Raw genomic sequence first — 22,194 nt, 5'->3', positions numbered from 1 at the left:
GTGATCATCCTTCGTGCTGCCCCCCGGTTCCGCGATGAGGTACCAGTGTGGCGCAAAATTTCGCATCCGGAAGGGACCACCCGCTCAGCCTCGCAGCCGAGCGGCGGCTTCGCGCCCCGGGGCCGCCTTCTCGGCGGGCACCGAATCCGGGTCGACGGTCGCCTGGATGCGCCGGTCCTCGGCACCGGCCAGCAGTTCTTCGGTGGTCGGCGCGGACCGCTTGAGCAGGGCGAGCGCGATCGGACCCAGTTCGTGGTGCTGGATGACACTGCCCACCCGGCCGACGGTCTTCTCCCCGAGTAACACCGGATCACCCGTTTCGGGCGTGATCTCCGGCGAGCCGTCCAGGTGCAGCAGCACCATCTGCCGCGGCGGGCGGCCGACGTTGTGCACCTTCGAGACCGTCTCCTGGCCGCGGTAGCAGCCCTTCGCCACGTGCGCGGCGGAGCCGATCCAGTTGACCTCGTGCGGAATCGTGCGCTCGTCGGTGTCCACGCCGACACGGGCGTGCAGCGACTCCACGCGCAGCGCGTCGTAGGTCCAGCTGCCGGCGGGCCGGGCACCGGCGTCGGTGACGCGGGTCCACCAGGCCGCGAGTTCGGCACGCGGCACCACGAGGTCGACGCTGCTGCGGCCGGGCCACGGCATCCGCCGCGCGAAGCCGCCCTCGAACTCGGTGACGCTGTACGGCGCGTCGTCCAGCGAGAGGCCCAGCGCGTCGAGGATCCGGCCCGTCTCCGGGCCGAGCAGGGTGAGCAGCGCGTGCTCGGCGGTGGTGTCGCGAATGTCCACTTGGGACCAGAACTTCATCGCCTCCAGATAGGCGATCAGCGGTTGCTGCCCGCCCTTGGGCAGCGCGCTGGTGGCCGTCGCGCCCGGATCGGTGTCCAGGTGCACGGTGTCGCCGGTGTGCGCCAGCACCATGTGCGATTCCACCCGGCCGTGGGTGTCCAGCACCAGCGCCTCGGTCCCGCTGTTCGCGGGAAGCTCGGTCACGTGCTGCGAGATCACCAGGTGCAGCCAGGACAACCGCTCGGGGCCGCTGACGCTGATGAACTCGCGGTGGGAGCGGTCGACCACGGCCACCGACCTGGCCGCGGTCCGCTGCTCGGCGAACGGATCACCCCAGTGCCAAGGCACGCCGGCCTCCGGGTGGTTGTCCGGGGTCGGTACCGCGCGCGGAAGTTCGAGCAAGGGTGAGCTGTAGGGCATACCCCCATGCTAGTGAGTAGGGTCGCCCTATGCGCGTGCTTGCTTTCCTGGACGGAACCCTGGCCGAACCCGGCGCCCCGCACATCCAGGTCGCCGACCTGGGTCTGCTCCGCGGTGACGGGGTGTTCGAGACGATCCTGGTGGCCGGCGGTGAACCGAGGGAGCTGGGACCGCACCTGGACCGCCTGGCCCGGTCGGCGGCCATGCTCGACCTGCCCGAGCCGGACGCCGCGGCCTGGGAACGCGCCGTGCGGCAGGTCATCGAAAACTGGCCCGGCGACGGCGAAATCGCGGTGAAACTGGTCTACACCAGGGGGTTGGAGGGCGATCCCGCCGCCGCGCCGACCGCGTTCGCGCTGGGGCTGGAGATCGATCCGAAGGTGTTGCGCGCGCGGGCCGAAGGCGTCGCCGCGGTGACCCTCGACCGCGGCATCGACCCCGGGCTGGCCGAGCGCGCGCCCTGGTTGCTGCTCGGCGCGAAGACCCTTTCCTACGGCGTGAACATGGCCGCGCTGCGCGAGGCCGACCGGCGCGGGGCCTCGGATGTGATTTTCACCGCTACCGACGGATCCGTGCTCGAAGGCCCGACCGCGACCGTGGTCCTGGTGCGCGGCCGGACGCTCTACACCCCGCCGGCGAACGTCGGCATCCTGCCCGGCACCACGCAGGCCGCCGTCTACCGCGGCGCCGAGCGCGCCGGGTTCACCGCCAAGATCGAGTCGCTCACCGTGGACGACCTGCACTCCGGCGACGGCCTGTTCCTCGCCTCCTCGGTGCGCAAGCTGACCAGGGTGCACACCCTCGACGGCAAGGCGCTGCCCGACGCGACCGCGCTGCACCAGGAGCTGAGCGCGGCCTACGAAGCCGTCTACGCCTGATCCAGCACCGTCAGCAGGCTGCCGAAGTCGCGGTGCGCCAGCGCCTTGTCGCTGAACGCGCCGCGCACCTCGGCGGCGGTGATCGGCGGCGCGTCCAGCCGGGAGATGCGCACGACCTGCGGCACCACCTTCTCGGCCAGGTAGGCGGCCACCTTGTGGTGCCCGTCCAGGATGAACCCGCTGTAGCGCCGTTTGCCGGCCAGGTGCAGCAGCACCGCGGTCGGCCGGTAACCGGCGCGGATGGCCGTCCGGTAGTAGCCGACCCGTGGTTCGTCGGCGGGCGGCCAGTCGTCGGTCGGCACCAGGTACCGGTCCTGTTCGTCCTCGTAGAGCCATTTCGGCTCGTCGGCTTCGACCCCCACGACGTACCAGTCGCGCTGCTCGGCGACCGCGGTGAACAGCGGCTCCGGGCCGCTCAGCTCGTAGCGCCCGTCCGCGAGCAGGTCCGTGAGCGGCCGCAGCGTCTCGGTCAGCGGCCGCCGGATCTGCCCGGTGGCCAGCGCGATCCGCAGCCGGTCGGTCATCTCCGGCCGGGCCGGTGGTTCCGGCGCCCGCGCGACCAGCCTGCCGATCGACCCCTCGTACGCCGAACTGTCCAGCATCGCCACCGACCCGCGCAGGTACAGCAGGCTCTCGACGTAGCTGTGCTCGGTGGCTCTCCCCCTGATGTCGACAACACCCTCGTTGCCGCTCACCGTCACCTCTTCCATACTCAGGTCGACGAGCGGAAGCGCAGCTTGGTTCCTGGCCGTGCCTGTGCCAGTGCGGCGAGTGATTTCGCTCCCACTACACCGAGTACCGGATATCCGCCGGTGCTCGGGTGGTCGGCGAGGAAAACCACTGGCAGGCCGCTCGGCGGCAGCTGCACGGCCCCGGTGAGGATGCCTTCGCTGGGTAGTTCCGCCCCGGCACGGTCAGCCGTTCGGCGCAACGCCGGTCCGTCGAGCCGCAGGCCCACCCGATTGGACTCCGGGGTGACCGTCCACGGCCCGGCCAGCTGCGCGGCCGCGTTGTCGAACCAGTCGTCGCGCGGGCCCAGCCGCACCGGCACGCTCAGCTCGTCGGGGAACACCGGCGGCGCCAGCACGTCCACGCCCACCGGGACCCCGGTCGGCGGGCCCACCGGCAGCAGGTCACCGGCGGCGAGTGGCGGCGGCCCGATCTCGGAGAGCACGTCCCGCGACCGGCTGCGCAGTTCCGGCTCGACCGCGATGCCGCCGGAAACCGCCAGATAGCAGCGCAAACCGCGGGTCGGCGTGCCGAGCGCGACGGTCTGACCGGTGCGCAGGTGCAGCGGCGCGTGCGAGCCGGCCGGCCTGCCGTCCACGGTGACGGTCACCGCCGCGCCGGTCACCGCGATCGTGCAGGACGCGCCCGCGCGCAGCCGCAGGCCGCCGAGCAGGGATTCGATGCCAGCCGCCGACTCGGGATTGCCGGTGAGCCGGTTCGCCAGGCGCAGCGCGGGCTGGTCCAGCGCACCGGACGGCGGCACGCCCAGATGAGCGAGCCCCGGCCTGCCCAGGTCCTGCACCAGCGCGGACGGACCGGTTTCCAGCACCTCGAGTGTCCTCAATGGACGCTCCGGAAACGCACCCGGTCACCGGGCGAGAGCAGCGCGGGCCGCTCCGCGCGCGGGTCGAACAACACGGTGCCGGTGCGCCCGATCAACCGCCAGCCGCCGGGCGAGGACCGCGGGTAGACCCCGGTGAACTCGCCCGCCAGGCCAACTGAACCGGCGGGCACCCTCGTTCGTGGACTGTCCAAACGCGACTGCTGGAGGGGTTCCGGCAGGCCGGTCAGATACCCGAATCCCGGCGCGAAACCGGTGAAGGCCACGGTGTACTCGGCGCCGGTGTGCAGCTCGACCACCGCCTCGGTGCTGATGCCAGCGGTCCGCGCCACTTCGTCGAGGTCGTCGCCGTCGTAGTGCACGTCGATGGTGACTTCCCGCGGCTCACCGGCCGGTGGATGATCGAGGTCGGCGGCTTCGACCAGGGCGCGGATCTCGGCGAGCGCCCCGGAACCCGGCGCCACGGCGACCAGCACGGTGCGCGCGCCGGGCACGATCTCGGTCACCTCGGGCAACGTCGCCGCGGCGACCACGGCACGGACCGCACCGGCTTCCTCGAGCGACGAGCACTCGATGAGCGTCGCGTCGGGGCCGTAGGGCAGCCAGCGCATGGCTCGCCGCTCAGCCCACCACGCGACGGAGGTAGGCGGAAACGTGTGGCTGCATCTCTTGACCGACCATCGCGCGCTCCTCCACGTAGCCGAGGTCGGCGTTGTTGATCAGGCCGTACAGCCGCTTCGCGCCGGTCACCTCCTTGGCCGAGGTGCTGCGGACCACCGCGTCGGTGGCCATCTCCCACGAGGTCAGGTTGCGCGGCTCGCCGTAGAACAGCTCGATGATGCCGGTGTTGTGCGCGAGCAGCAGCTCGAAGGAGTCGTCCGGCTGCGGCCGCCACCAGCCGGTCTCGCGCGCGGCCGGGCGGATGACCTCGCCGTTCTCGTCGAGCAGCCACGAGCGCGCCTCGTGGTAGAGGAACGGGCGGCCGTCGTGCGCGATGGTCAGCTGCTGGGCGAACCGGCGCGGGCCGTCGATGGTGGGGTAGCTGATCTCCCCCTCACCACGCCAGACGCCGACGAGCGGCAGCAGGGGAACGCACTGGGCGTGCAGCTCGGGGCCTTCCCGGAGGTTCGCGGTGTCCGCCGGGATCGGCAGGTCAGGGAGAGCGCCGTACGGGGGCAGGTTGAGCCCGCGCGTCTGCTCCGCGCGCTCTGCCGCGGCCTGGATCGCGTCGTCGCCGGAGGTCATGGGTCAGCGGTTGTCGGTGTAGAGGCGGTACACCACGTACGCGGCGAACCACGTCACGAGGACTCCCGACAGCACCAGCAGCACCGTGAAGAAGATATGCACGCGAGCAGGATAACCGGACACAAAACGAGGGGCCCTCCCGGCTGGGAGAGCCCCTCGCGCAAAAGCCGTGGTCAGGAGACCGCGACCGCCAGCCGGTGCAGGCCGGGGCCTTCGGCGGTGACACTCGCCTCACCGTTTCCGGTGCGGTGCAGCGCCCGCACGGTCCACTCGCCGGGCGCCGCGTAGAAGCGGAAGTCGCCGTCGGCCGAGGAGACCACCTCACCGGTGAAGTCGCCGCCCGAGTCGAGCAGGCGCACGAACGCGCCGCCGATCGGGCCGCCGTCGCCGGTCACCTTGCCGGCCAGCACGACCTGGCCGTTGGTGTCGAAATCGGCCGGGGTGGCCTCCTGCGCCGGAGCGCCGCAACCGTCGTCAGCCATCACTTCGCTCCCGTCTCGACCGGCACGCCGACCAGCGAGCCGTATTCGGTCCACGATCCGTCGTAGTTCTTCACGTTCTGGTAGCCGAGCAGCTCACGCAGGGCGAACCAGGCGATCGAGGAGCGCTCCCCGATCCGGCAGTACGCGATGGTCGGCTTCGACTCGTCGAGGCCCTCCGCGGCGTACAGCTCCTTGATCTCTTCCTCGGTCTTGAAGGTGCCGTCCTCGTTGGCCACCTTCGCCCACGGCACGTTCAGCGCGCCCGGGATGTGGCCGGGCACCTGGGACTGCTCCTGCGGCAGGTGCGCCGGGGCGAGCAGCTTGCCGGAGAACTCGTCCGGCGACCGCACGTCGACGAAGTTGTTCGCGCCGATGGCCTGGACGACCTCGTCGCGGAAGGCCCGGATCGAGTGGTCCTGCTCCTTGGCCTTGTACTCGGTGCGCTCGCGCTTGACGTCACCGGTGTCGAGCGGGCGCCCGTCCAGCTCCCACTTCTTGCGGCCGCCGTCGAGCAGCTGCACGTTGTCGTGGCCGTAGAGCTTGAAGTACCAGTAGGCGTAGGCGGCGAACCAGTTGTTGTTGCCGCCGTAGAGGATGACGCGGTCGTCGTTGCCGATGCCCTTCTCCGAGAGCAGGGCCTCGAAGCCCTCCTTGGAGACGAAGTCGCGGCGGACCGGGTCCTGCAGGTCCTTGCGCCAGTCGAACTTCACCGCGCCACGGATGTGCCCGCCGTCGTAGGCGGTGGTGTCCTCGTCGACCTCGGCGAAGACCACACCGGGGGTGTCGAGGTTCTCTTCTGCCCATGCTGTGGTGACCAGCACGTCTTCACGGCTCATGGAGCGGCACTGCCTTTCTTGGGTTCGGGACTGGGGTTTCCGGCGTTCAGGTGGGCTTCGCCGTCGGCGTGAACCGACGGATCAGCAGGTACATCTCGCAGCCGAGACAGAAGTTGAATGCCGCGTTCAGGAAGGCCGCGAACAGCGCGAACGCCGTGGCGACCACCCCGAGCGCGGTGATCTCGGTGGCGTAGCCGACCGTGCCCACCAGTGCGAACACGAAGCCGACGGCCTGCGCGAACCGCAGTGGCGCCGCGTCCTCCCGCTCGCTCGACGGCTTCAGCCGCGGGGCGACCAGGTAGCGGTAGAGCAGGGAGTACGGCGCCGGCTTGAGACCGATGAAGGCGCCGATGGCGAAGACCACCGTCTGGGCGGCCAGCAACGGCCACCAGCCGGTGACCAGCACGACGGCCAGCACGATCGTGGTGAGGATGGCCGCGAAGCGGGGGCCTCGTGGATCGACCGCTGGTCCTGCCGACATGTCACCTCCTGGGCTCGGGTAGGCGCGAACGCGCGCGAACACACATGGGATGAGCTGGGAGAAAGCGGGTCACCGCCGATGCGGTGACCGCGTCAGCGGCGACAGAGGCTGCTGCGGACCCGGCACAGGTCGACCGCGCGCCGCTGGGTCAGGAACCAGCGCCGCATGGTGGAGTCCGGCTGTGGCGAGTGCACGAGCGCCAGGGTACCCACGCTCCCTCAGAGTGGGAACAGTGCTCACCTGATGGGACGGATCCCGCTATGCGGACAGCTGGAGGTGCGGTTCGAGGGCTTTCAGCAGCTCAGGGGCCTTCGGAATGCCGCCGACGCGGAGCAGCTCACGGCCGTCGGGGGCGTAGGCCACCGTGGTCGGCGTCCGCAGCACGCCGAGGCGCTGGGCCACCTCGGGCTGGTTCGTCACGTCGAGGTCGACGTGACGCAGCCCGTCGGTCTGGCCGGCGAGATGGGTCAGCAGCGCCTTGGTCTGACGGCAGGGCGCGCAGAAGGTGGTGGAGATCTGCACCAGGGTGACGGCGGCGGCTGGGTCGAGCGCCGCGGCCACCGGCGCGGGCAGCTCACGCCCGGTCTTGCCCGCCCGAGCTGCCTCGTTCCCCGGCTCGGTCTCGGGCTCAGTCGGCCCGCTCGCCGGCTCGGCCAGCTTGATCCGGCCGTTGCGGCGTTGCAGCGCGAGACCGGCCGCGGTCGCCACGACCAGCGTGCCGAGCAGCACCCAGATGCCGACCAAGTCACCCTCCCGCGTTCGCTCCGGCTCCGGCGAAGGTGACGTTCTTCGCCTCGCCCTTCAGGATCACCGCGCCCTGCTCCACCCGGACCGCCTTCGGCGTCACCTCGAACGGCAGGCTGCCGGCGTCGATGGTGGCCTTGAAGTTGGGCAGCAGCGCCTTCTGCACCTGAGGGGGAACGACGGTGGTCTCGCCGTCATTCCCGAACTGGAGCCGCTCGGGGGTGATGTGGATCGACGCGCCGTCCAGTTCGATCATCGCGAAGCAGTACAGCTCCAGCTTCTCACCGGCCAGTTGCAGGGTGCCCGACATGCGGACCCCGGCCGAGGCGTCGTCCTCCGACTCGTCGCCCGGCTCGATGGTGGTCGGCGCGTCGGGGTCGGAACCGCCGTTGAGCACGTAGTCGTCGCTGGCCGGGTCGATCTTCAGGTTCTCGATCTTGGTCAGCGGCTCCACCCTGGCGATGTCGCTGTCCTTGATCTTGACCTGGCCCTCCAGCGTGCCGATCTTGATCGAGTCGACCTTGCCGCCGGTCAGGTCGGACAGCGGGGCGGTCACGTCGCGCAGGTCCGCCTTCAGCTCCACGTCCCGCAGGAGGTCCTGGATCGGTACCCCGGCGGCGGACAGCGAGATGTGACCGTACTCACCACCGATGGCCTGGGTGAGGAACGGGAAACCGTGCACGGTGACCGACGGGTCCTCGGTCAGCTTGAACTGCTCGCGGGCCTTCTGCGAGACCGTGTGCTCGGCGAACGCGGCGGCGCCGAAGTCGGCCGCTGTGAGGATCGCGGCCAGCACGACCACCACGATGATGATCCGCCGAGCCCGCCTCCCGCGCGGTCGCCGATCGGGCTGCGGGGCGCTCGTGTCGTACTGGGTCACCGGGCCACTCACTCGTCCGCGCTTCCTCTCACCACTGGTTCTGGATCGACGCAAGCTGCCGTGATCGGATGTGACCAAGGCGGCAGCGCTATGTCTTTCCCGTGTTCAGTCGCTATTCTCACTCAGCACCGACCCGAGCCGTTCTCCGAAGCGGCCTGCTCGCGACAACGATAAGGCGGTGTGGCGATGAGCCTGGACCTGCTGGTGCTGACCGCGGAACCTGATGCCACTTCGGTGCTTCCCGCGTTGGATCTGCTGCCGCACACCGTACGCGTCCGGCCGCCGGAGGTCACCGCCCTGCTCGACGCGGGCCACCGCGACGTGATCCTGCTGGACGCGCGCACCGACCTGGCCTCGGCGAAGAGCCTGTGCCGCCTGCTCAAGGGCGCCGGCGACGAAGACACCGCCACCCCGGTGATCGCCGTGGTCGGCGAGGGTGGCCTGGTCGCGGTCAGCTCCGAGTGGCGCACCGACGACATCATGCTCCCCACCGCCGGCCCGGCCGAGGTGGACGCGCGGCTGCGGCTGGTCAGCACCCGCGACGGCGGCAGCCAGCAGGCCGACGCCGAGGTCCGCATCGGCGACCTGGTGATCGACGAGGCCACCTACACCGCCCGCCTGCGCAAGCGCACCCTCGAGCTGACCTACAAGGAGTTCGAGCTGCTCAAGTACCTCGCGCAGCACGCCGGCCGGGTGTTCACCCGCGCCCAGCTGCTGCAGGAGGTCTGGGGCTACGACTTCTTCGGCGGCACCCGCACGGTCGACGTGCACGTCCGGCGGTTGCGCGCCAAGCTCGGCCCGGAGCACGAGCAGATGATCGGCACCGTGCGCAACGTCGGCTACAAGTTCGAGCGCCCGGTCAAGGGCGCGAGCAAGCCGATGGCCGCCGAGCCGCCGGTCGAGGTGCCGCAGCAGGAGTACACCCGCCGCTAGATTTGGCGGCATGCTGAACGCGGTGTGGTCGGAGGAACTGGACGACGCCGGCGCGGTGCGCGAGCTGCTGCTCGCCGCCCGCGCCGCGGACGGACGGCCAGAGGAGGTCGAGCCGCCGTCGGGCGGGCTGCACCTGCCGGCGTACGAGGACGGGCGACTGGTCGGTTACGCCCATCTCGACACCAGCGGGGACTCCTTCGGCCGCCAGGTCGCCGAGCTGGTCGTGCACCCGGACCACCGCCGTCGCGGTCACGGCACCGCGATGGCGCGGGAACTGCTGGCCCGTGACGGCGAACTCCGCGTGTGGGCGCACGGTGATCACCCCGGTGCCGCCCGGATCGCATCGAACCTCGGACTGCGGCGCGCGCGGGAACTCCTCGTGCTCAGCGCGCGGGTCGAGGACCAGGAGTGGCCGGAACCCGAGCTCGCCGACGGGGTCACCCTGCGCACCTTCCAGCCCGGCCGGGACGAGCAGGCCGTGATCGCGGTGAACGCGCGGGCCTTCGACTGGCATCCCGAGCAGGGCGCGCTGACCGTCGGCGAACTGGTCGCCACCGAGCGGGAGTCCTGGTTCGACGCCGACGGCTTCTTCCTCGCCGAACGCGACGGAGCGGAAGGCACCGTGATCGGCTTCCACTGGACGAAGGTGCACCCGCCGAACCCGACCCGGTTCGGCGGCGAGCCGGTCGGTGAGGTGTACGTGGTCGGCGTCGATCCCGAAGCCCAGGGCGGCGGCCTCGGCAAGGCGCTGACCCTGGCCGGCCTGCGCTATCTGCGTGAGCGCGGCCTGAAGCAGGTGATCCTGTACGTGGAAGGTGACAACGCCCCGGCCGTCGCCGTGTACACGAAACTGGGTTTCCAACGCCACGAGGTCGACGTGCAATATTCCCGTTAACCCGGAGCCAGCACCTCGTCACGGTGGGCAAACACCCAGGTCACGGGCAGGACACGAGCGGCTGTCGAGTCTAGTAGCACTGCTCACAATGGCCGCCTTGTTCACCTTCCGTTCATTTGTTGACGGTCATCCGTCCACTGTCGCTGCCTACTGTCCGGAATCGGCGCGGCCAGCCGCCGCGGCCCAAACCCCCGGACTCTCTTCCACGCGGAGGAAATGCAGTGAAGATCAAGCGGCCGCACGCGGTCATCGGCTTGGTGGCGGGCGCCGCCCTCGTGCTGACGGCCTGTGGCTCCGACCCCGCGGCGACCAACACCAACGCCCCGCAGACCGGCGCCGCGGCGGCGCCGTCGGGCACCGCCCAGGTCGAATGCGGTGGCAAGAGCACCCTCTCGGCGGAAGGTTCGTCGGCCCAGAAGGCCGCGATCGACATCTTCGCGATCAACTACCAGAAGAAGTGCTCCGGTCAGCAGGTGAACTACAACCCCAGCGGTTCCGGTGCCGGGGTCAAGCAGTTCATCGCCGGTCAGGTCGACTTCGCCGGCTCGGACTCGCCGCTGAGCGCCGAGAAGGGCGAGGTGGAGAGCGCCAAGCAGCGCTGCGCCGGTAGCGAAGCCTGGAACCTCCCGCTGGTGGTCGGCCCGGTCGCGGTCGCCTACAACCTGCAGGGCGTGGACAAGCTGGTGCTCAACCCCGAGGTCACCGCCAAGATCTTCAACGGCACCATCAAGACCTGGGACGACCCGGCGATCAAGGCGGTCAAGGGCAACGAGAACCTGGCCCTGCCCGCCAAGCCGATCCAGGTCGTCTCCCGCTCCGACGAGTCGGGCACCACCGACAACTTCCAGCTGTACCTGAAGGCCGCCGCCCCGCAGGCGTGGACCCAGGGCGCCGGCAAGCAGTTCAAGGGCGGCGTGGGCAACGGCGCGGAGAAGTCCAACGGTGTGGTCGAGGCCACCAAGGCCGCCGACGGTGCGATCACCTACGTCGAGGCCGCCTTCGCCAAGGACGGCGTCAAGCCGGCCCTGATCGACAGCGGCGCGGGTGCGGTCGAGCTGACCCCGGAGAACGTGGCCAAGACCCTGGACGCCGCCAAGTTCAAGACCGAGGGCACCAACGACCTCGCGCTCGACCTGGACGCGATCTACTCCTCGAAGGTGGCGGGCACCTACCCGCTGCTGCTGGTCACCTACGAGATCGTCTGCTCGAAGTACGCCGACCCCGAGGTGGCCAAGGCCGTTCGCGCGTTCCTGAACGTGTCCGCCACCGACGGACAGCGGCCGCTGGCCGAAAAGGGCTACGTGGCCATCCCGCAGAGCCTGCAGGACAAGGTGCTGACCGCGGTCAAGGCCATCGCCTGACCTGCTTGCGGACAGCTTGAGACGAGGGTAGAGACAGGCCAAGGCGATCATGCCGATGAACGAGCCAATCTCGACGCGGACGCCCACTGGTGACACCGGTGGGCGTCCGCCGTCCGCATCCGTGCCGGAGGGTCCGATTTCCGAGCAACCAGCCCCCGCCGACGCCCGGAAGGGCAGCAAGGTCCGGCCGGGCGACCGCATCTTCAAGAACCTGACCACCGGCAGCGGCATCTTCGTGGTCATCCTGATCGGGCTGATCGGGTTGTTCCTGCTGCTGCAAGCGATTCCCGCGCTGCAGGCCAACCAGGTCAGCTTCTTCTCCAGCGTCTGGGAGACCGGGGATTCGAAGAACCTGAAGTTCGGCATCGCCGATCTGCTGTCGGTGACCGTGGCCACCTCGCTGGTCGCGCTGGTCATCGCGATGCCCGTGTCGCTGGGCATCGCGCTGTTCCTCACCCAGTACGCGCCACCGCGGCTGGCCCGGCCGTTCGCCTACGTGATCGACCTGCTGGCCGCCGTGCCGTCGATCATCTTCGGCCTGTGGGGCCTGCTGTTCCTGGCGCCGGCGATCGAGCCGGTTTCGCAGTGGATCAACGACACCTTCGGCTGGATCCCGATCTTCAGCGACGGCAACATCGCGCCGAACATCCGCAGCACCATCTTCACCGCCGGCGTGGTGCTCGCGGTGATGCTGCTGCCGATCATCACCTCGCTCACCCGCGAGGTCTTCGAGCGCACGCCGACCGCGCAGATCGAGGGCGCGCTGGCACTGGGCGCCACCCGCTGGGAGGTCATCCGGACCACCGTGCTGCCGTTCGGCAAGGCGGGTTACATCGGCGCGTCGATGCTCGGCCTCGGCCGCGCGCTCGGCGAGACGATCGCGCTGTCGATCATCCTGTTCATCCCGGTCGGGCGGACCTTCGACTGGAGCGTGTTCGACGGCGGTGCCACCTTCGCCTCGAAGATCGCCTCGAACTACGCGGAGTTCAACGACGTGACCTCGGCCGGTGCCTACATCGCCGCCGGTCTGGTGCTGTTCCTGCTGACCTTCGTGGTCAACTTCGCGGCCCGGTCCATCATCGGCGACAAGAAGGGGGACTGAGCCATGACCGCGACGATTCCGGACGCCGAACGCCCGGCCGTCACGCCCGCGTTCCAGCAGGTCAGCCTGGCTCGCAAGACCAAGAACGGGGTGGCGACCGTTCTGGTCTGGCTGGCCTTCCTGGTCGCCGTCATCCCGCTGGTCTGGGTGCTCTGGACGGTGATCGAGAGCGGGATCACCCGCATCCCGTTCACCAACTGGTGGACCGAGGACTTCTCGCTGGTGCTCTCCGACGAGGTCGGCGGCGGTGTGCTGCACGCCATCATCGGCACCCTGCTCCAGGGCCTGGTCTGCGCGCTCATCGCGGTGCCGCTGGGCCTGCTGGTGGCCATCTACCTGGTGGAGTACGGCAGCCGGACCCGGCTGGCCAAGGTGACCACGTTCATGGTCGACATCCTGTCCGGGGTGCCGTCGATCGTGGCCGCGCTGTTCATCTACGCGCTCTGGGTCACCACGCTGGGCCTGCCGCGCAACGGCTTCGCCGTGTCACTGGCGCTGGTGCTGCTGATGGTCCCGGTGGTGGTGCGGTCTTCGGAGGAGATGCTCCGGATCGTGCCGGACGACCTGCGCGAGGCCTCCTACGCGCTGGGCGTGCCGAAGTGGAAGACGATCGTGAAGGTGGTGCTGCCGACCGCGCTGTCCGGCATCATCACCGGCATCATGATGGCGCTGGCCAGGGTGATGGGCGAGACCGCGCCGCTGCTGGTGCTGGTCGGTTACTCGTCCTTCGTGCACTGGGACATGTTCCAGGGTGAAATGGCCTCGCTGCCGCTGCTGATCAACAACGAGCGCGCGACCAACTCGATGACCGAGGGCAGTGTCGGTTTCGACCGCATCTGGGGCGCCGCGCTGACGCTGGTGCTCATCATCGCCCTGATCAACCTCGCGGCCACGCTCATCGGGCGCCTGGTCGCCCCCAAGAAGAAGTAGGAACTGATGGCCAAGCGCATCGACGTCAAGGACGTGGACATCTACTACGGCAAGTTCCACGCGGTGGACAGCGTGACGCTGTCGGTGCCGCCGCGGAACGTGACGGCGTTCATCGGGCCGTCCGGCTGTGGCAAGTCGACCGTGCTGCGGACGCTGAACCGCATGCACGAGGTGATCCCGGGGGCCAGGGTCGAGGGCCAGGTGCTGCTCGACGGCGAGGACATCTACGCGAACTCGGTGGACCCGGTGCAGGTCCGGCGCACCATCGGCATGGTTTTCCAGCGGCCGAACCCGTTTCCCACCATGTCGATCAGGGACAACGTGGTGGCCGGGCTGAAGCTGGCGGGCACGAAGAACAAGAAGCAGCTGGACGAGGTGGCCGAGCGCGCGCTGCGTGGCGCGAACCTGTGGAACGAGGTCAAGGACCGGCTCGGCAAGCCGGGCGGGGGCCTCTCCGGTGGTCAGCAGCAGCGCCTGTGCATCGCGCGGGCGATCGCCGTGCAGCCGGACGTGCTGCTGATGGACGAGCCGTGCTCGGCGCTGGACCCCATTTCGACGCTGGCGATCGAGGACCTGATCGCCGAGCTGAAGAAGGAGTTCACCATCGTCATCGTCACGCACAACATGCAGCAGGCGGCGCGCGTGTCGGACCAGACGGCCTTCTTCAACCTGGCGGGCGTCGGCCAGCCGGGGCAGCTCGTGGAGCTGAACGACACCGAGAAGATCTTCTCGAACCCCGACCAGAAGGCGACCGAGGACTACATCTCCGGTCGCTTCGGCTGAGGTCGTTCCAGGTCGTTTACCGAGGACGGCGGCCGAGGTAGCGGAGCAACTCCGCGGCCTCGCCGCCGTTTTCGCTGTTCAGGGCCGGTGCGTAGGCGCCATAGGCGCGCAGCGGCTCGACGATCGCCTCGGCCGTCGGCCGCAGGTCGCGCGCCAGCTCGTCGGAAAGCGGCGACGGCTGCCCGGTGGCGATCGCGATGTCCCAGGCGTGCACCGCGGCGTCGAGCGCGCAGGCCCCGGCCCCGATCGCCACCGGCAACCTGTTCGGCGGCACGGGCACCGGCACCTCGGTGGCGTTGTCGTCCACCGTCGCCCAGGCCTTGGCGGCCGCTTCGATGGCCGCCTCGACGACCTGTCTCGGGTCCCGGCCGTCAAGATCACCCGAAGGTGCGAACGGATCCTCGGTCGGCCCGTCACCGCCGGTGAGGAACGCGGCAAACCCGAGCTGATCCCCGGCGGCGTGCTGGAGGACCTGGGTCACGTTCCACTGCTCGCACGGCGTCGGCAACTGCCAGCCGTTGCCGGGAACCCCGTCGACGGCGGTGCGGAGGGCTTGATGGGCTGCTTCGAGCGTCTTCTTCCACATGCCATGAGTGTATCAGAACGGAACGCTCCATTCCAATAGGTTGCGGCATCCGGGACCGTCGGAGTGGATTGGTACGTTCGTACCCATGGTCAGTGCGTACATCGGCGGTGCGGGGGAACCGCTGCCCCGGCCGGGTCTCATCGCGCTCGCCGGGCGGGCGCTCGGCGCCGTGCCGCCGACCCTGCAGGTGCTCATCGGCATCGTGAGTGTGCAGGTCGGGGCCGCTTTCGCGAAGCAGTTGTTCGCGATCACCGGGCCGGCGGGCACGGTGACGCTGCGCCTGTTCTTCGCGGCCGTGGTGTTGCTGCTGATCTGGCGCCCGGCGCTGCGGATGGGGCGCCGGGCGGTGCCGGTGGTGCTCGGGTACGGCCTGGTGCTGGCCGCCATGAACATCTTCTTCTACCAGGCGATCGCCCGGATCCCGCTGGGCATCGCGGTGACCATCGAGTTCCTCGGCCCGCTGGGTGTCGCGCTGGCCGGTTCCCGTCGCTGGCGGGACGCGCTGTGGGCGCTGCTGGCGGCCGGCGGGGTGATCCTGCTGTCGGAGACGCGCGGGGACATTTCCCTGCTCGGGATGGCTTTCGCCCTGGCGGCGGGCCTCTGCTGGGGCGCCTACATCCTGCTCGGCGCGGCGCTGGGGAACCGCACGAGCGAGGGCAACGGGCTGGCGCTGGCGATGGCGTTCGGTGCGCTGGTCGCCATGCCCACCGGCGTCATCGAAAGCGGGGCGAACCTGCTGGACCCCTGGGTCCTGTTCATCGGGTTGATGGTGGCGCTGCTTTCGTCGGTGATCCCGTACTCGCTGGAGCTGGAGGCCCTGCGGAAGATCCCGCCGCGGGTGTTCGGCATCCTGATGAGCCTGGAACCCGCGGTGGCCGCGGTGGCCGGTCTGATCGTGCTCGGCGAGGCGCTCCACCTGCCCCAATGGCTCGCGATCTGCTGCGTGGTCGCCGCCTCCATCGGCGCCACCCGCTCCGCCAGGCCCGAGGTCTGATCAGGTTCGCCAGCTGAGGTCGGACCGAACACGAGCGATCCATCGTCGTTCGCTGTGGCAGATCACCAAGATTCCTCCCGGAGTAGGTGCAGTAATTCGGTCGGGCTAAGGCCGCACAGGGTGGCGGCCTCGCGGAGTGCGGCTTCGTCCAGTTCGATCTCCGGTTCCGGGCCCGGCGGCAGCAGCGCCACCCTGGCCTCCGCCCAGGCGCGGAGCGGGCGCAGCTCCGGATCCCGCGCGCGGGTGATCACCCGGAGCCGTATCCGTATGCGCGGCCCGGGTCTCCGCAGGTCTCGGTGCACGTCGGCGAGTACGTCGTGCGCGGTGGTGCCGAGCACCTCGCACAGCTCCACCAGTCGCGACACGGTCAGCCGCCGGGCGCCGGACTCGTAGCTGCCCAGCGTGCCGATCGACATGTCGTTGTGCAGCAGCGCGCACACCCGTTCCCGGCTGAGCCGCCGCCCCCGCCGGAGCAGGCGGAGGCGCGCGCCGAGCGCCTCCCGGAACGGCTGGTCGAAGTCCGGGTCCACGGCCACGCCGCTCATCGGCCCGCTCCTTCGATCCGCTCGGCGCGCTCGCGCGCCTCCTCGGCCAGGCCCGTCAGCAACTCCGCGAGCTGCCGCAACTCGGCGGCATCGAACTCGGCGTCGTCGATTTCCCTGGTCAGACGCATCATCACGGTGCCAAGCGCCCGGTTGGTCCTGATCAACCGGGCGAAGGCACGCTGGTTTCGTTGAACCATGTCCACCCCCTCCTACTGATACTGGCATATGCCACTATCGATCATGGGAAGCGGGAAGGGAACGAGCGGCGCCCGGCGAGTCCGCGGGGGCGAACCGGCTTCGTTGCGGGACAAGGGTTCTCGCGGGGCGGTGACACCGGATTTCCACCGAAAAGAGCAGTCGGATTGCACCGGGGCTACGCCGTGGATGTGGCTTTCACGGCATGGATATGGAGCCCGGGATTCGTCGGCGGGCAAAGATTGCCACGTGCCCGGGATCCGGTCGGTCGTTCGCCTCGGAACAGGTTGACAGACAACGGTTCCAGCCGATGATCAGCCAAACCCTGTTGGCAGCCAAGGGGTTCGCAGGCAAAGAGGTCAAACAGCCGACCCGGGCGATGGGACTGGATCTGCTGCGCCTCGACCGCGAAGACGAGACCTGTCTCTAGTCCTGGCCGAGTTTTCGTGCCAGTGCGCGTCGGGCGCGGGGCAGGGCTTGGGCGTCCCCGGTCAGGTGGAGTGCGTGGTTCGCGGCGAGCACGGTGCCGACCAGGTCGAACACGATCTGGTCGCCATCACCGTGGAGGTCACCGTCGGTGAGAGCCAGGCGGACGTGCATGCGCAGGTCACGCTCCCACAGGGCGCTCATCCCGGCGATCGCGTCGCGCACCGGGCCGGGGCGGCGGTCGAATTCGGCGGCGGCGGAGATGAAGAAGCTGCCGCACGGGTGGGTCAGGTGGGTCAGCCACGCCTCGCACAGGGCGCGCAGGCGTGGCAGGCCCGGCGTGGTGCCGGCGCTCGGCTCCACCACCTCCCGCCCGAACTGCTCCGCCGCCGTGTCGATCACCGCCAGTTGCAGCGCCTCCTTGGCGCCGAAATGGCCGAGCACGCCCGACTTCGACAGGCCCAGCTCCGCGGCGAGCCGCCCGATGGTGAGGCCGTCGAGACCTTCGACGGTCGCCAGTTCGACCCCGCGCACGAGGATCGCGGACCGGGTGTCGCGGGCATCGGCGACGGAACGGCGTGGGCTCACCGGCCGAGTTTAGCGTCCGACCGATCGGACGCTAAAAGCGCTATAGTGCGCACGTGATCCTTCTCCGACTGCTCTTCCGCCTGGTCTTCCGGCCGGTCGTGCGCGGCCACGAGCACCTGCCGCGCACCGGTCCGGTCATCCTCGCCAGCAACCACCTGTCCTTCATCGACAGCGTGGTCCTCCAGCTGGTCACCCGGCGCCAGGTCCACTTCCTGGCGAAGGCGGAGTACTTCCAGGGCACCGGGCTGAAGGGCCGGGTGATCCGCTGGTTCTTCACCGTCACCGGTGCGGTGCCGGTCGAACGCGGCACCCACCACGCGGCGCGGGGCGCGCTGGAGACCGCGCTCGGCGTGCTCGGCGAGGGAAAGGTGTTCGGCATCTATCCCGAGGGCACGCGCTCGCTCGACGGCAGGCTCTACCGCGGCCGCACCGGCGTCGCGTGGCTGGCGCTGACCGCGGGCGTGCCGGTGGTGCCGGTCGCGCTCACCGGCACCGATCGCCTCCAGCCGGTCGGCCGGAAGCTGCCGCGCCCGCGCCGGGTCACCGTCACCTTCGGGCCGCCGGTGCACGGCAGCGGGCAGCCGAAGTCGGGCCCGGCCCGCCGCGAGGTCACCGACGAGGTGATGCGTGCGATCCAGCGGATGTCGGGACAGGAAACCGCGCCGGAGTACAACAGCTCCCCGCTAACCTGAACGCATGCGGAAAGCGGTGGCACTGGCGCTCGCCCTGCTGGTCAGCGGCTGCGGAGTGACTCCGCTCAAGCCGCGGCAGGAGACCGACACCGACCTGATCGGCCGCTACTTCGACAACTTCAACCGCGCCGGCGACCAGGGCCCCGATGAGCAGGAGCGCTTCCTCGAAACCGTGCAGCACCCGGACTTCACCGGCCAGGACTGCGACCTCGGCGACCTCACGCTCGACGTCTACCCGGCGATGTCCACCGCCCGCCCCGACCCCGAGTGGTCACCCGACGGGGGCGAACCGCCGCGCGGCTCGGTGTACGTGGTGGCGGTTTCGCTGACGATCCGCCGCGCGGGCGCCGCCATCGGTGAGCAGATCACCTCACAACGCGTAGTTCTGCTCGATCGCCGGGTTTACGGCTTCGCTCCGTGTCCGAAATCGTGAACCGGTTACGCTTCGTCGTCCGGTTGAGCGATTTTCGCCTTCGCCGCGTCCCGATATCTCAAGCGCCGCCTCTTGCTCGACGACGAACATCAGGTGGCGGAGGTGAAAGCGGTGTCAAAGGACGGGATCGCAGTCCACACCGAGGCCGCGGATCTGCCCGCGCTGCACGAGACGATCGCGTCGCTTTTCGCGGCGCAGGGCAACTGGGAACGCGCCTACCAGCACCTTCGCTCCGCGCTCGAACGTGACGCGCTCACCGCGGGGTACAACCGCCGCTTTCTCGACCAGCAGCTGGCGCGCCTCGCCGACGGTCACCTGTCGCTCGCGATGGTCGACATCGACCTGTTCAAGCACGTGAACGACACCTTCGGGCACCTCATCGGTGACCGCGTACTCCGGAGCGTAGCCGCGCTGCTGAAGCAGGATCTGCCGCGTGGCGCCTTCTGCGCACGTTACGGTGGCGAGGAATTCGTGCTGGTCATGCCGGGTTTGGACGCCCGCGAGGCGTTGTCGGCCGTCGAGCGCGCGCGGCTCCGCGTGGCGCGGTACGCCTGGCATCGCGTGCGGCCGGGTCTCACGGTGACGGTCAGTGCGGGGCTGACGGCCCGGCCCGGACCAGCCGAGGAACGCCTTCGTGAGGCCGACGCCCTCCTTTACGCGGCCAAGCGCGCGGGCCGTAATGTGGTCGCCTATCCCGATTCGGAAATACCCGGGCAGATTCGCCACTCTGGGTAACTTGCATTGCCCCGAATTCCCACTGCGGGTGATAACCACCGGGCTGGAACCTGTCGGTAACCCGCTGAACTCACACCGTGTGTAAAAACATCACGGGATGGTGTCGTCACGAACGGCGGGTATCCGTAGGATAACGAAAGCCGTCTGGCTGGCGATGATCCACGGAGCCCGCCACCCCGAGTCAAGTCGAGGAACGTGGTCGACTCACCACCGTTGTGCTGAAGGGAGACTGAGTGCCTGACGATCACCTCCCCTCTGGCACCGGTCGTTCCCGCAGGTCGCGGCGCCGTTCCATGGATACCTACGGCGGCATCAGCGTCAACGAGGTGATGGCCAAGGCGACCGGGAAGTACCCGGTACCGCCGGTGGCCGAACCCGTACCCGAGCCGGAGCCGGAACCCGAGCCTCCGCCGCCCCCACCGGTGCGGTCGCGGCGGGCCGAGCCGGGCCACCCCAGCTCAGCCGGTTTGCCCGCGCCGAGCCACTCCGACTCGTCCGGGCTGTCCGGGCCGGGGCACCCCAGTTCATCGGGTTTGCCCGCGCCGGGCCGCGCCGATTCGTCCGGGCCGGGACACCCCAGTTCGCCGGGATTGCCCGCGCCGAGCCACTCCAATTCGGCTGGGTTGCCCGGATCGGGACATCCCAGTTCATCGGGACTGCCCGCACCGAATCGCGCCAATTCGGCTGGGGCGGGGCATCCGAGTTCATCGGGATTGCCCGCGCCGAGTCGCGCTGGGTCGGCGGGGGTGCCTGGGGCGGGACACCCGAGTTCGCCGGGGCTGCCGCGGCCGGTGCCGCCGCCGCGGAACAAGCATGAGGAGATGCCGCCGCGACGGCAGTCCGGGGTCAATCCGGCGCCCGGTGGGGTGCCGCCGCGGCGGTCGCCTGGTCGGCGTCGCCAGCCTGGGCCGCCTGCCAATGGCATGCCGCCATCGGCGCAGGCGCCATCCCCGCCCGCGCCGCCGCGTACGCCGCCCGCACCGCCGAGGCCTCCGCGTCGTCAGCCGCCGCCCCCGGTGCCACCGGCGGCCGCGGCGCCATCGGCACCGCCCGTGCCCCCGGCGCCACCCGCGCCATCGGGACCACCGGCACCGCCGGTGCCGCCCGCGCCGTCGGGACCGCCGGTGCCGCCCGCTGAGGCCAAGACCGCGGTGACGCCGCCGGTGGCCAAGCCGCGCCCGCCGCAGCAGTCGCAACAGCAGCAGCAACAGCCGCCGCGGCCCAAGCCGGTGCGTCCTGAACGGCCGTCCCCCGAGGACAGGCTGATCATGACCGACCAGATGGAGCCGGTCGACGACGCGACGATGTACCGCCGCAAGATCGACAACACGCTGGCCAGGTTCTCCGCCGCGCACGACGAGATGGCCGCCGAAGAGGCCAAGCGCAAGGAGCGCCTCACCCGCTTCACCGCGGCGCCGGTCAAGCTGATCGAGCAGACCCGCACGAAGCTGCAGCGCGTCGTGCACCCCAGCGAGAACGCGGTCAAACCGCGCCCCGAGCCGGAAGAGGAAGCCGAGCACGAGGAGAGCCCCGCGCCGCAGACCCGGCTGCAGGAGAAGAAGCAGCGCAACCAGGAACGCGCGGCGAAAGCGGGCCGGATCACCGCGATCGTGATGGCCTGCCTGATGTTCGTGCTCAGCGCCACCGGCTGGGGCATGAAGACCTGGTTCAACAGCAAGTTCAACCAGATCGTCGCGCTCGACGAGGACTCGTCGGACATCCAGAACGCGGCCGGCCAGCTCGGCGACGAGAACTTCCTCATCGCCGGTTCGGACACCCGGGCGGGTGCGGAGGCCGAGGAGGGCGTCGGCACCGCGGACTCGGTCGGCGGTGCCCGGTCGGACTCGCTGATGATCGCCCACATCCCGGCGGACCGGAAGCGCGCGATCGTGGTCGGCTTCCCGCGCGACCTGGAGGTGACCCGGCCGGACTGCAAGCGCTGGGACTCCGCCACCGGCCAGTACTCCGACGAGATCGTGCCGGGCAAGGCGAAGGCCAAGCTCAACGAGGCCTACGCGCTCGGTGGCCCGCAATGCACCACCAAGCAGATCCAGCAGCTGACCGGGATGAAGATCAACCACTTCGTCGGCATCGACTTCCACGGCTTCAAGGACATGATCAACGTGGTCGGCGGGGTGCCGGTGCACATCGAGGAACCGGTGATCGACGAGGTGCTCGGCGTGGTCGTTCCCCAGGCGGGCGACCAGGTGATCAGCGGTGACCAGGCGCTGAACTTCGTCCGGGCGCGGAAGGTGAAGGGCGACGTCACCTCCGACTACGGCCGGATCAAGCGCCAGCAACTGGTGATCGGCTCGCTGCTGAAGAAGACCATGTCGAAGGACGTCCTGTTCGACGGGGCCAAGCTGACCGGGTTCATCAACGCGTTCACCGCGGCCACCTTCGGCGACAACATCGGCGTGGACCAGATGCTGACGCTGGCGCAGTCGATGAAGGGCCTCGACCCGAACACGGTGAAGTTCATCACCGTGCCGACCGTCGGCGAGGCGAACGAGCGCGGCAACGAGGTACTGCTCCAGGCGAAGTCGAAGGAGCTGTTCGCGGCGCTGATCGAGAACGGTCCGCTGCCGGACGAGAAACCGGCCGCGCCCCCGCCGTCGAGTACGGGCGGCACCCAGAAAGGCCAAGCGAAGCCCGGAAACTAGCCCTG

The 22,194-nt window shown here is 69.8% G+C and carries 27 protein-coding genes and 1 pseudogene; 12 read left to right on the top strand and 16 right to left on the bottom strand.

Features of this window, described 5'->3' with window-relative positions; all coding sequences use genetic code 11:
• Window positions 1-84: 84 nt before the first annotated feature.
• Window positions 85-1,212 carry a folate-binding protein YgfZ gene (locus YIM_RS46145; RefSeq protein WP_153036343.1) on the bottom strand — a complete coding sequence of 376 codons (1,128 nt, stop codon included), beginning with the start codon at window positions 1,210-1,212 and terminating at the stop codon, window positions 85-87.
• A 29-nt stretch (window positions 1,213-1,241) separates the two neighbouring features.
• Between YIM_RS46145 and YIM_RS46140 the strand changes: the two genes are divergently transcribed.
• Window positions 1,242-2,090 carry an aminodeoxychorismate lyase gene (locus tag YIM_RS46140; protein WP_153036342.1) on the top strand — a complete coding sequence of 283 codons (849 nt, stop codon included), beginning with the start codon at window positions 1,242-1,244 and terminating at the stop codon, window positions 2,088-2,090.
• A gap of 98 nt (window positions 2,091-2,188) precedes the next feature.
• Here the strand turns inward: YIM_RS46140 and YIM_RS46135 are convergent.
• The 10 genes and pseudogenes from YIM_RS46135 to YIM_RS46095 form a co-directional block, all read right to left on the bottom strand.
• Window positions 2,189-2,614 (bottom strand): annotated as a pseudogene (locus tag YIM_RS46135) (hypothetical protein); the annotation flags it as partial.
• A gap of 188 nt (window positions 2,615-2,802) precedes the next feature.
• Window positions 2,803-3,663: a biotin-dependent carboxyltransferase family protein gene (locus YIM_RS46130; protein WP_228004432.1), complete on the bottom strand. Its 861-nt coding sequence runs from the start codon at window positions 3,661-3,663 to the stop codon at window positions 2,803-2,805.
• A complete protein-coding gene (gene pxpB, locus YIM_RS46125; RefSeq protein ID WP_153036341.1) occupies window positions 3,660-4,271 on the bottom strand; it encodes a 5-oxoprolinase subunit PxpB in 612 nt (203 codons plus the stop codon). The genes YIM_RS46130 and pxpB overlap by 4 nt, the downstream gene beginning before the upstream one ends.
• Before the next feature lie 10 nt (window positions 4,272-4,281).
• Window positions 4,282-4,905, bottom strand: coding sequence for an FABP family protein (locus YIM_RS46120; RefSeq protein ID WP_153036340.1), 624 nt, complete (start codon window positions 4,903-4,905; stop codon window positions 4,282-4,284).
• A 173-nt stretch (window positions 4,906-5,078) separates the two neighbouring features.
• Window positions 5,079-5,387, bottom strand: a complete 309-nt coding sequence (locus tag YIM_RS46115; RefSeq protein WP_194239970.1) for a DUF1416 domain-containing protein — start codon at window positions 5,385-5,387, stop codon at window positions 5,079-5,081.
• Window positions 5,387-6,223, bottom strand: a complete 837-nt coding sequence (locus YIM_RS46110; RefSeq protein WP_153036338.1) for a sulfurtransferase — start codon at window positions 6,221-6,223, stop codon at window positions 5,387-5,389. Before YIM_RS46110 ends, YIM_RS46115 begins: the two co-directional genes overlap by 1 nt.
• Window positions 6,224-6,269: 46 nt before the next feature.
• Entirely contained in the window at window positions 6,270-6,704 is a 435-nt protein-coding gene (locus YIM_RS46105; RefSeq protein ID WP_153036337.1) for a DUF4395 domain-containing protein, read from the bottom strand.
• 92 nt (window positions 6,705-6,796) lie between these two features.
• Complete coding sequence (locus YIM_RS50195; RefSeq protein WP_370468935.1) at window positions 6,797-6,898, bottom strand: putative leader peptide; 102 nt, start codon at window positions 6,896-6,898, stop codon at window positions 6,797-6,799.
• Window positions 6,899-6,962: 64 nt separating this feature from the next.
• Complete coding sequence (locus tag YIM_RS46100) at window positions 6,963-7,448, bottom strand: thioredoxin family protein (protein WP_153036336.1); 486 nt, start codon at window positions 7,446-7,448, stop codon at window positions 6,963-6,965.
• A 1-nt stretch (window position 7,449) separates the two neighbouring features.
• Entirely contained in the window at window positions 7,450-8,328 is an 879-nt protein-coding gene (locus tag YIM_RS46095; RefSeq protein WP_228004431.1) for a DUF2993 domain-containing protein, read from the bottom strand.
• A gap of 186 nt (window positions 8,329-8,514) precedes the next feature.
• On the opposite strand from YIM_RS46095, the gene YIM_RS46090 reads away from it, so the two are divergent.
• From YIM_RS46090 to pstB, 6 genes are all read left to right on the top strand, one after another.
• Window positions 8,515-9,261: a response regulator transcription factor gene (locus tag YIM_RS46090; protein ID WP_153036334.1), complete on the top strand. Its 747-nt coding sequence runs from the start codon at window positions 8,515-8,517 to the stop codon at window positions 9,259-9,261.
• A 10-nt stretch (window positions 9,262-9,271) separates the two neighbouring features.
• Window positions 9,272-10,156, top strand: coding sequence for a mycothiol synthase (gene mshD / locus YIM_RS46085; RefSeq protein WP_153036333.1), 885 nt, complete (start codon window positions 9,272-9,274; stop codon window positions 10,154-10,156).
• 221 nt (window positions 10,157-10,377) lie between these two features.
• Window positions 10,378-11,517, top strand: a complete 1,140-nt coding sequence (pstS, locus tag YIM_RS46080) for a phosphate ABC transporter substrate-binding protein PstS (RefSeq protein WP_153036332.1) — start codon at window positions 10,378-10,380, stop codon at window positions 11,515-11,517.
• Between the two features lie 55 nt (window positions 11,518-11,572).
• Window positions 11,573-12,619 carry a phosphate ABC transporter permease subunit PstC gene (pstC, locus tag YIM_RS46075; RefSeq protein WP_153036331.1) on the top strand — a complete coding sequence of 349 codons (1,047 nt, stop codon included), beginning with the start codon at window positions 11,573-11,575 and terminating at the stop codon, window positions 12,617-12,619.
• A gap of 3 nt (window positions 12,620-12,622) precedes the next feature.
• Window positions 12,623-13,549, top strand: coding sequence for a phosphate ABC transporter permease PstA (gene pstA / locus YIM_RS46070; protein WP_153036330.1), 927 nt, complete (start codon window positions 12,623-12,625; stop codon window positions 13,547-13,549).
• A gap of 6 nt (window positions 13,550-13,555) precedes the next feature.
• A complete protein-coding gene (gene pstB, locus YIM_RS46065; protein ID WP_153036329.1) occupies window positions 13,556-14,332 on the top strand; it encodes a phosphate ABC transporter ATP-binding protein PstB in 777 nt (258 codons plus the stop codon).
• A gap of 16 nt (window positions 14,333-14,348) precedes the next feature.
• Here the strand turns inward: pstB and YIM_RS46060 are convergent, their stop codons facing one another.
• Entirely contained in the window at window positions 14,349-14,918 is a 570-nt protein-coding gene (locus YIM_RS46060) for a TIGR03086 family metal-binding protein (protein ID WP_153036328.1), read from the bottom strand.
• A gap of 85 nt (window positions 14,919-15,003) precedes the next feature.
• On the opposite strand from YIM_RS46060, the gene YIM_RS46055 reads away from it, so the two are divergent.
• Window positions 15,004-15,912 carry a DMT family transporter gene (locus YIM_RS46055; protein WP_153036327.1) on the top strand — a complete coding sequence of 303 codons (909 nt, stop codon included), beginning with the start codon at window positions 15,004-15,006 and terminating at the stop codon, window positions 15,910-15,912.
• Window positions 15,913-15,974: 62 nt separating this feature from the next.
• On the opposite strand, the gene YIM_RS46050 is transcribed toward YIM_RS46055, so the two are convergent.
• The 3 genes from YIM_RS46050 to YIM_RS46045 all read right to left on the bottom strand — a co-directional run bounded on the left by YIM_RS46050 (window position 15,975) and on the right by YIM_RS46045 (window position 17,666).
• Complete coding sequence (locus YIM_RS46050) at window positions 15,975-16,457, bottom strand: helix-turn-helix domain-containing protein (protein ID WP_194239969.1); 483 nt, start codon at window positions 16,455-16,457, stop codon at window positions 15,975-15,977.
• Window positions 16,454-16,654 (bottom strand): hypothetical protein, encoded by a 201-nt coding sequence (locus YIM_RS48830; RefSeq protein ID WP_194239968.1) that lies wholly within the window; start codon window positions 16,652-16,654, stop codon window positions 16,454-16,456. The genes YIM_RS46050 and YIM_RS48830 overlap by 4 nt, the downstream gene beginning before the upstream one ends.
• Before the next feature lie 424 nt (window positions 16,655-17,078).
• On the bottom strand, window positions 17,079-17,666 hold the full coding sequence (locus YIM_RS46045; RefSeq protein WP_153036325.1) for a TetR/AcrR family transcriptional regulator: 588 nt from the start codon (window positions 17,664-17,666) through the stop codon (window positions 17,079-17,081).
• Between the two features lie 53 nt (window positions 17,667-17,719).
• Between YIM_RS46045 and YIM_RS46040 the strand changes: the two genes are divergently transcribed.
• The 3 genes from YIM_RS46040 to YIM_RS46030 all read left to right on the top strand — a co-directional run bounded on the left by YIM_RS46040 (window position 17,720) and on the right by YIM_RS46030 (window position 19,526).
• On the top strand, window positions 17,720-18,358 hold the full coding sequence (locus YIM_RS46040) for a 1-acyl-sn-glycerol-3-phosphate acyltransferase (protein WP_153036324.1): 639 nt from the start codon (window positions 17,720-17,722) through the stop codon (window positions 18,356-18,358).
• Window positions 18,359-18,362: 4 nt separating this feature from the next.
• Complete coding sequence (locus YIM_RS46035) at window positions 18,363-18,791, top strand: hypothetical protein (protein ID WP_153036323.1); 429 nt, start codon at window positions 18,363-18,365, stop codon at window positions 18,789-18,791.
• Window positions 18,792-18,884: 93 nt separating this feature from the next.
• The gene (locus YIM_RS46030) at window positions 18,885-19,526 is read left to right on the top strand and encodes a GGDEF domain-containing protein (RefSeq protein ID WP_153037693.1); all 642 of its coding nucleotides are present in this window, start codon (window positions 18,885-18,887) and stop codon (window positions 19,524-19,526) included.
• Window positions 19,527-19,827: 301 nt separating this feature from the next.
• Here the strand turns inward: YIM_RS46030 and YIM_RS46025 are convergent, their stop codons facing one another.
• Complete coding sequence (locus YIM_RS46025; RefSeq protein ID WP_153036322.1) at window positions 19,828-20,139, bottom strand: hypothetical protein; 312 nt, start codon at window positions 20,137-20,139, stop codon at window positions 19,828-19,830.
• A gap of 511 nt (window positions 20,140-20,650) precedes the next feature.
• Between YIM_RS46025 and YIM_RS46020 the strand changes: the two genes are divergently transcribed.
• On the top strand, window positions 20,651-22,189 hold the full coding sequence (locus YIM_RS46020; RefSeq protein ID WP_370468934.1) for an LCP family protein: 1,539 nt from the start codon (window positions 20,651-20,653) through the stop codon (window positions 22,187-22,189).
• The last annotated feature ends 5 nt before the right edge of the window (window positions 22,190-22,194 follow it).

It is taken from the genome of Amycolatopsis sp. YIM 10, from assembly GCF_009429145.1.
GTDB lineage: Bacteria > Actinomycetota > Actinomycetes > Mycobacteriales > Pseudonocardiaceae > Amycolatopsis.
The sequence above is the reverse complement of the archived record's forward strand: the minus strand, read 5'-3'. Positions and strand labels throughout refer to the sequence as shown.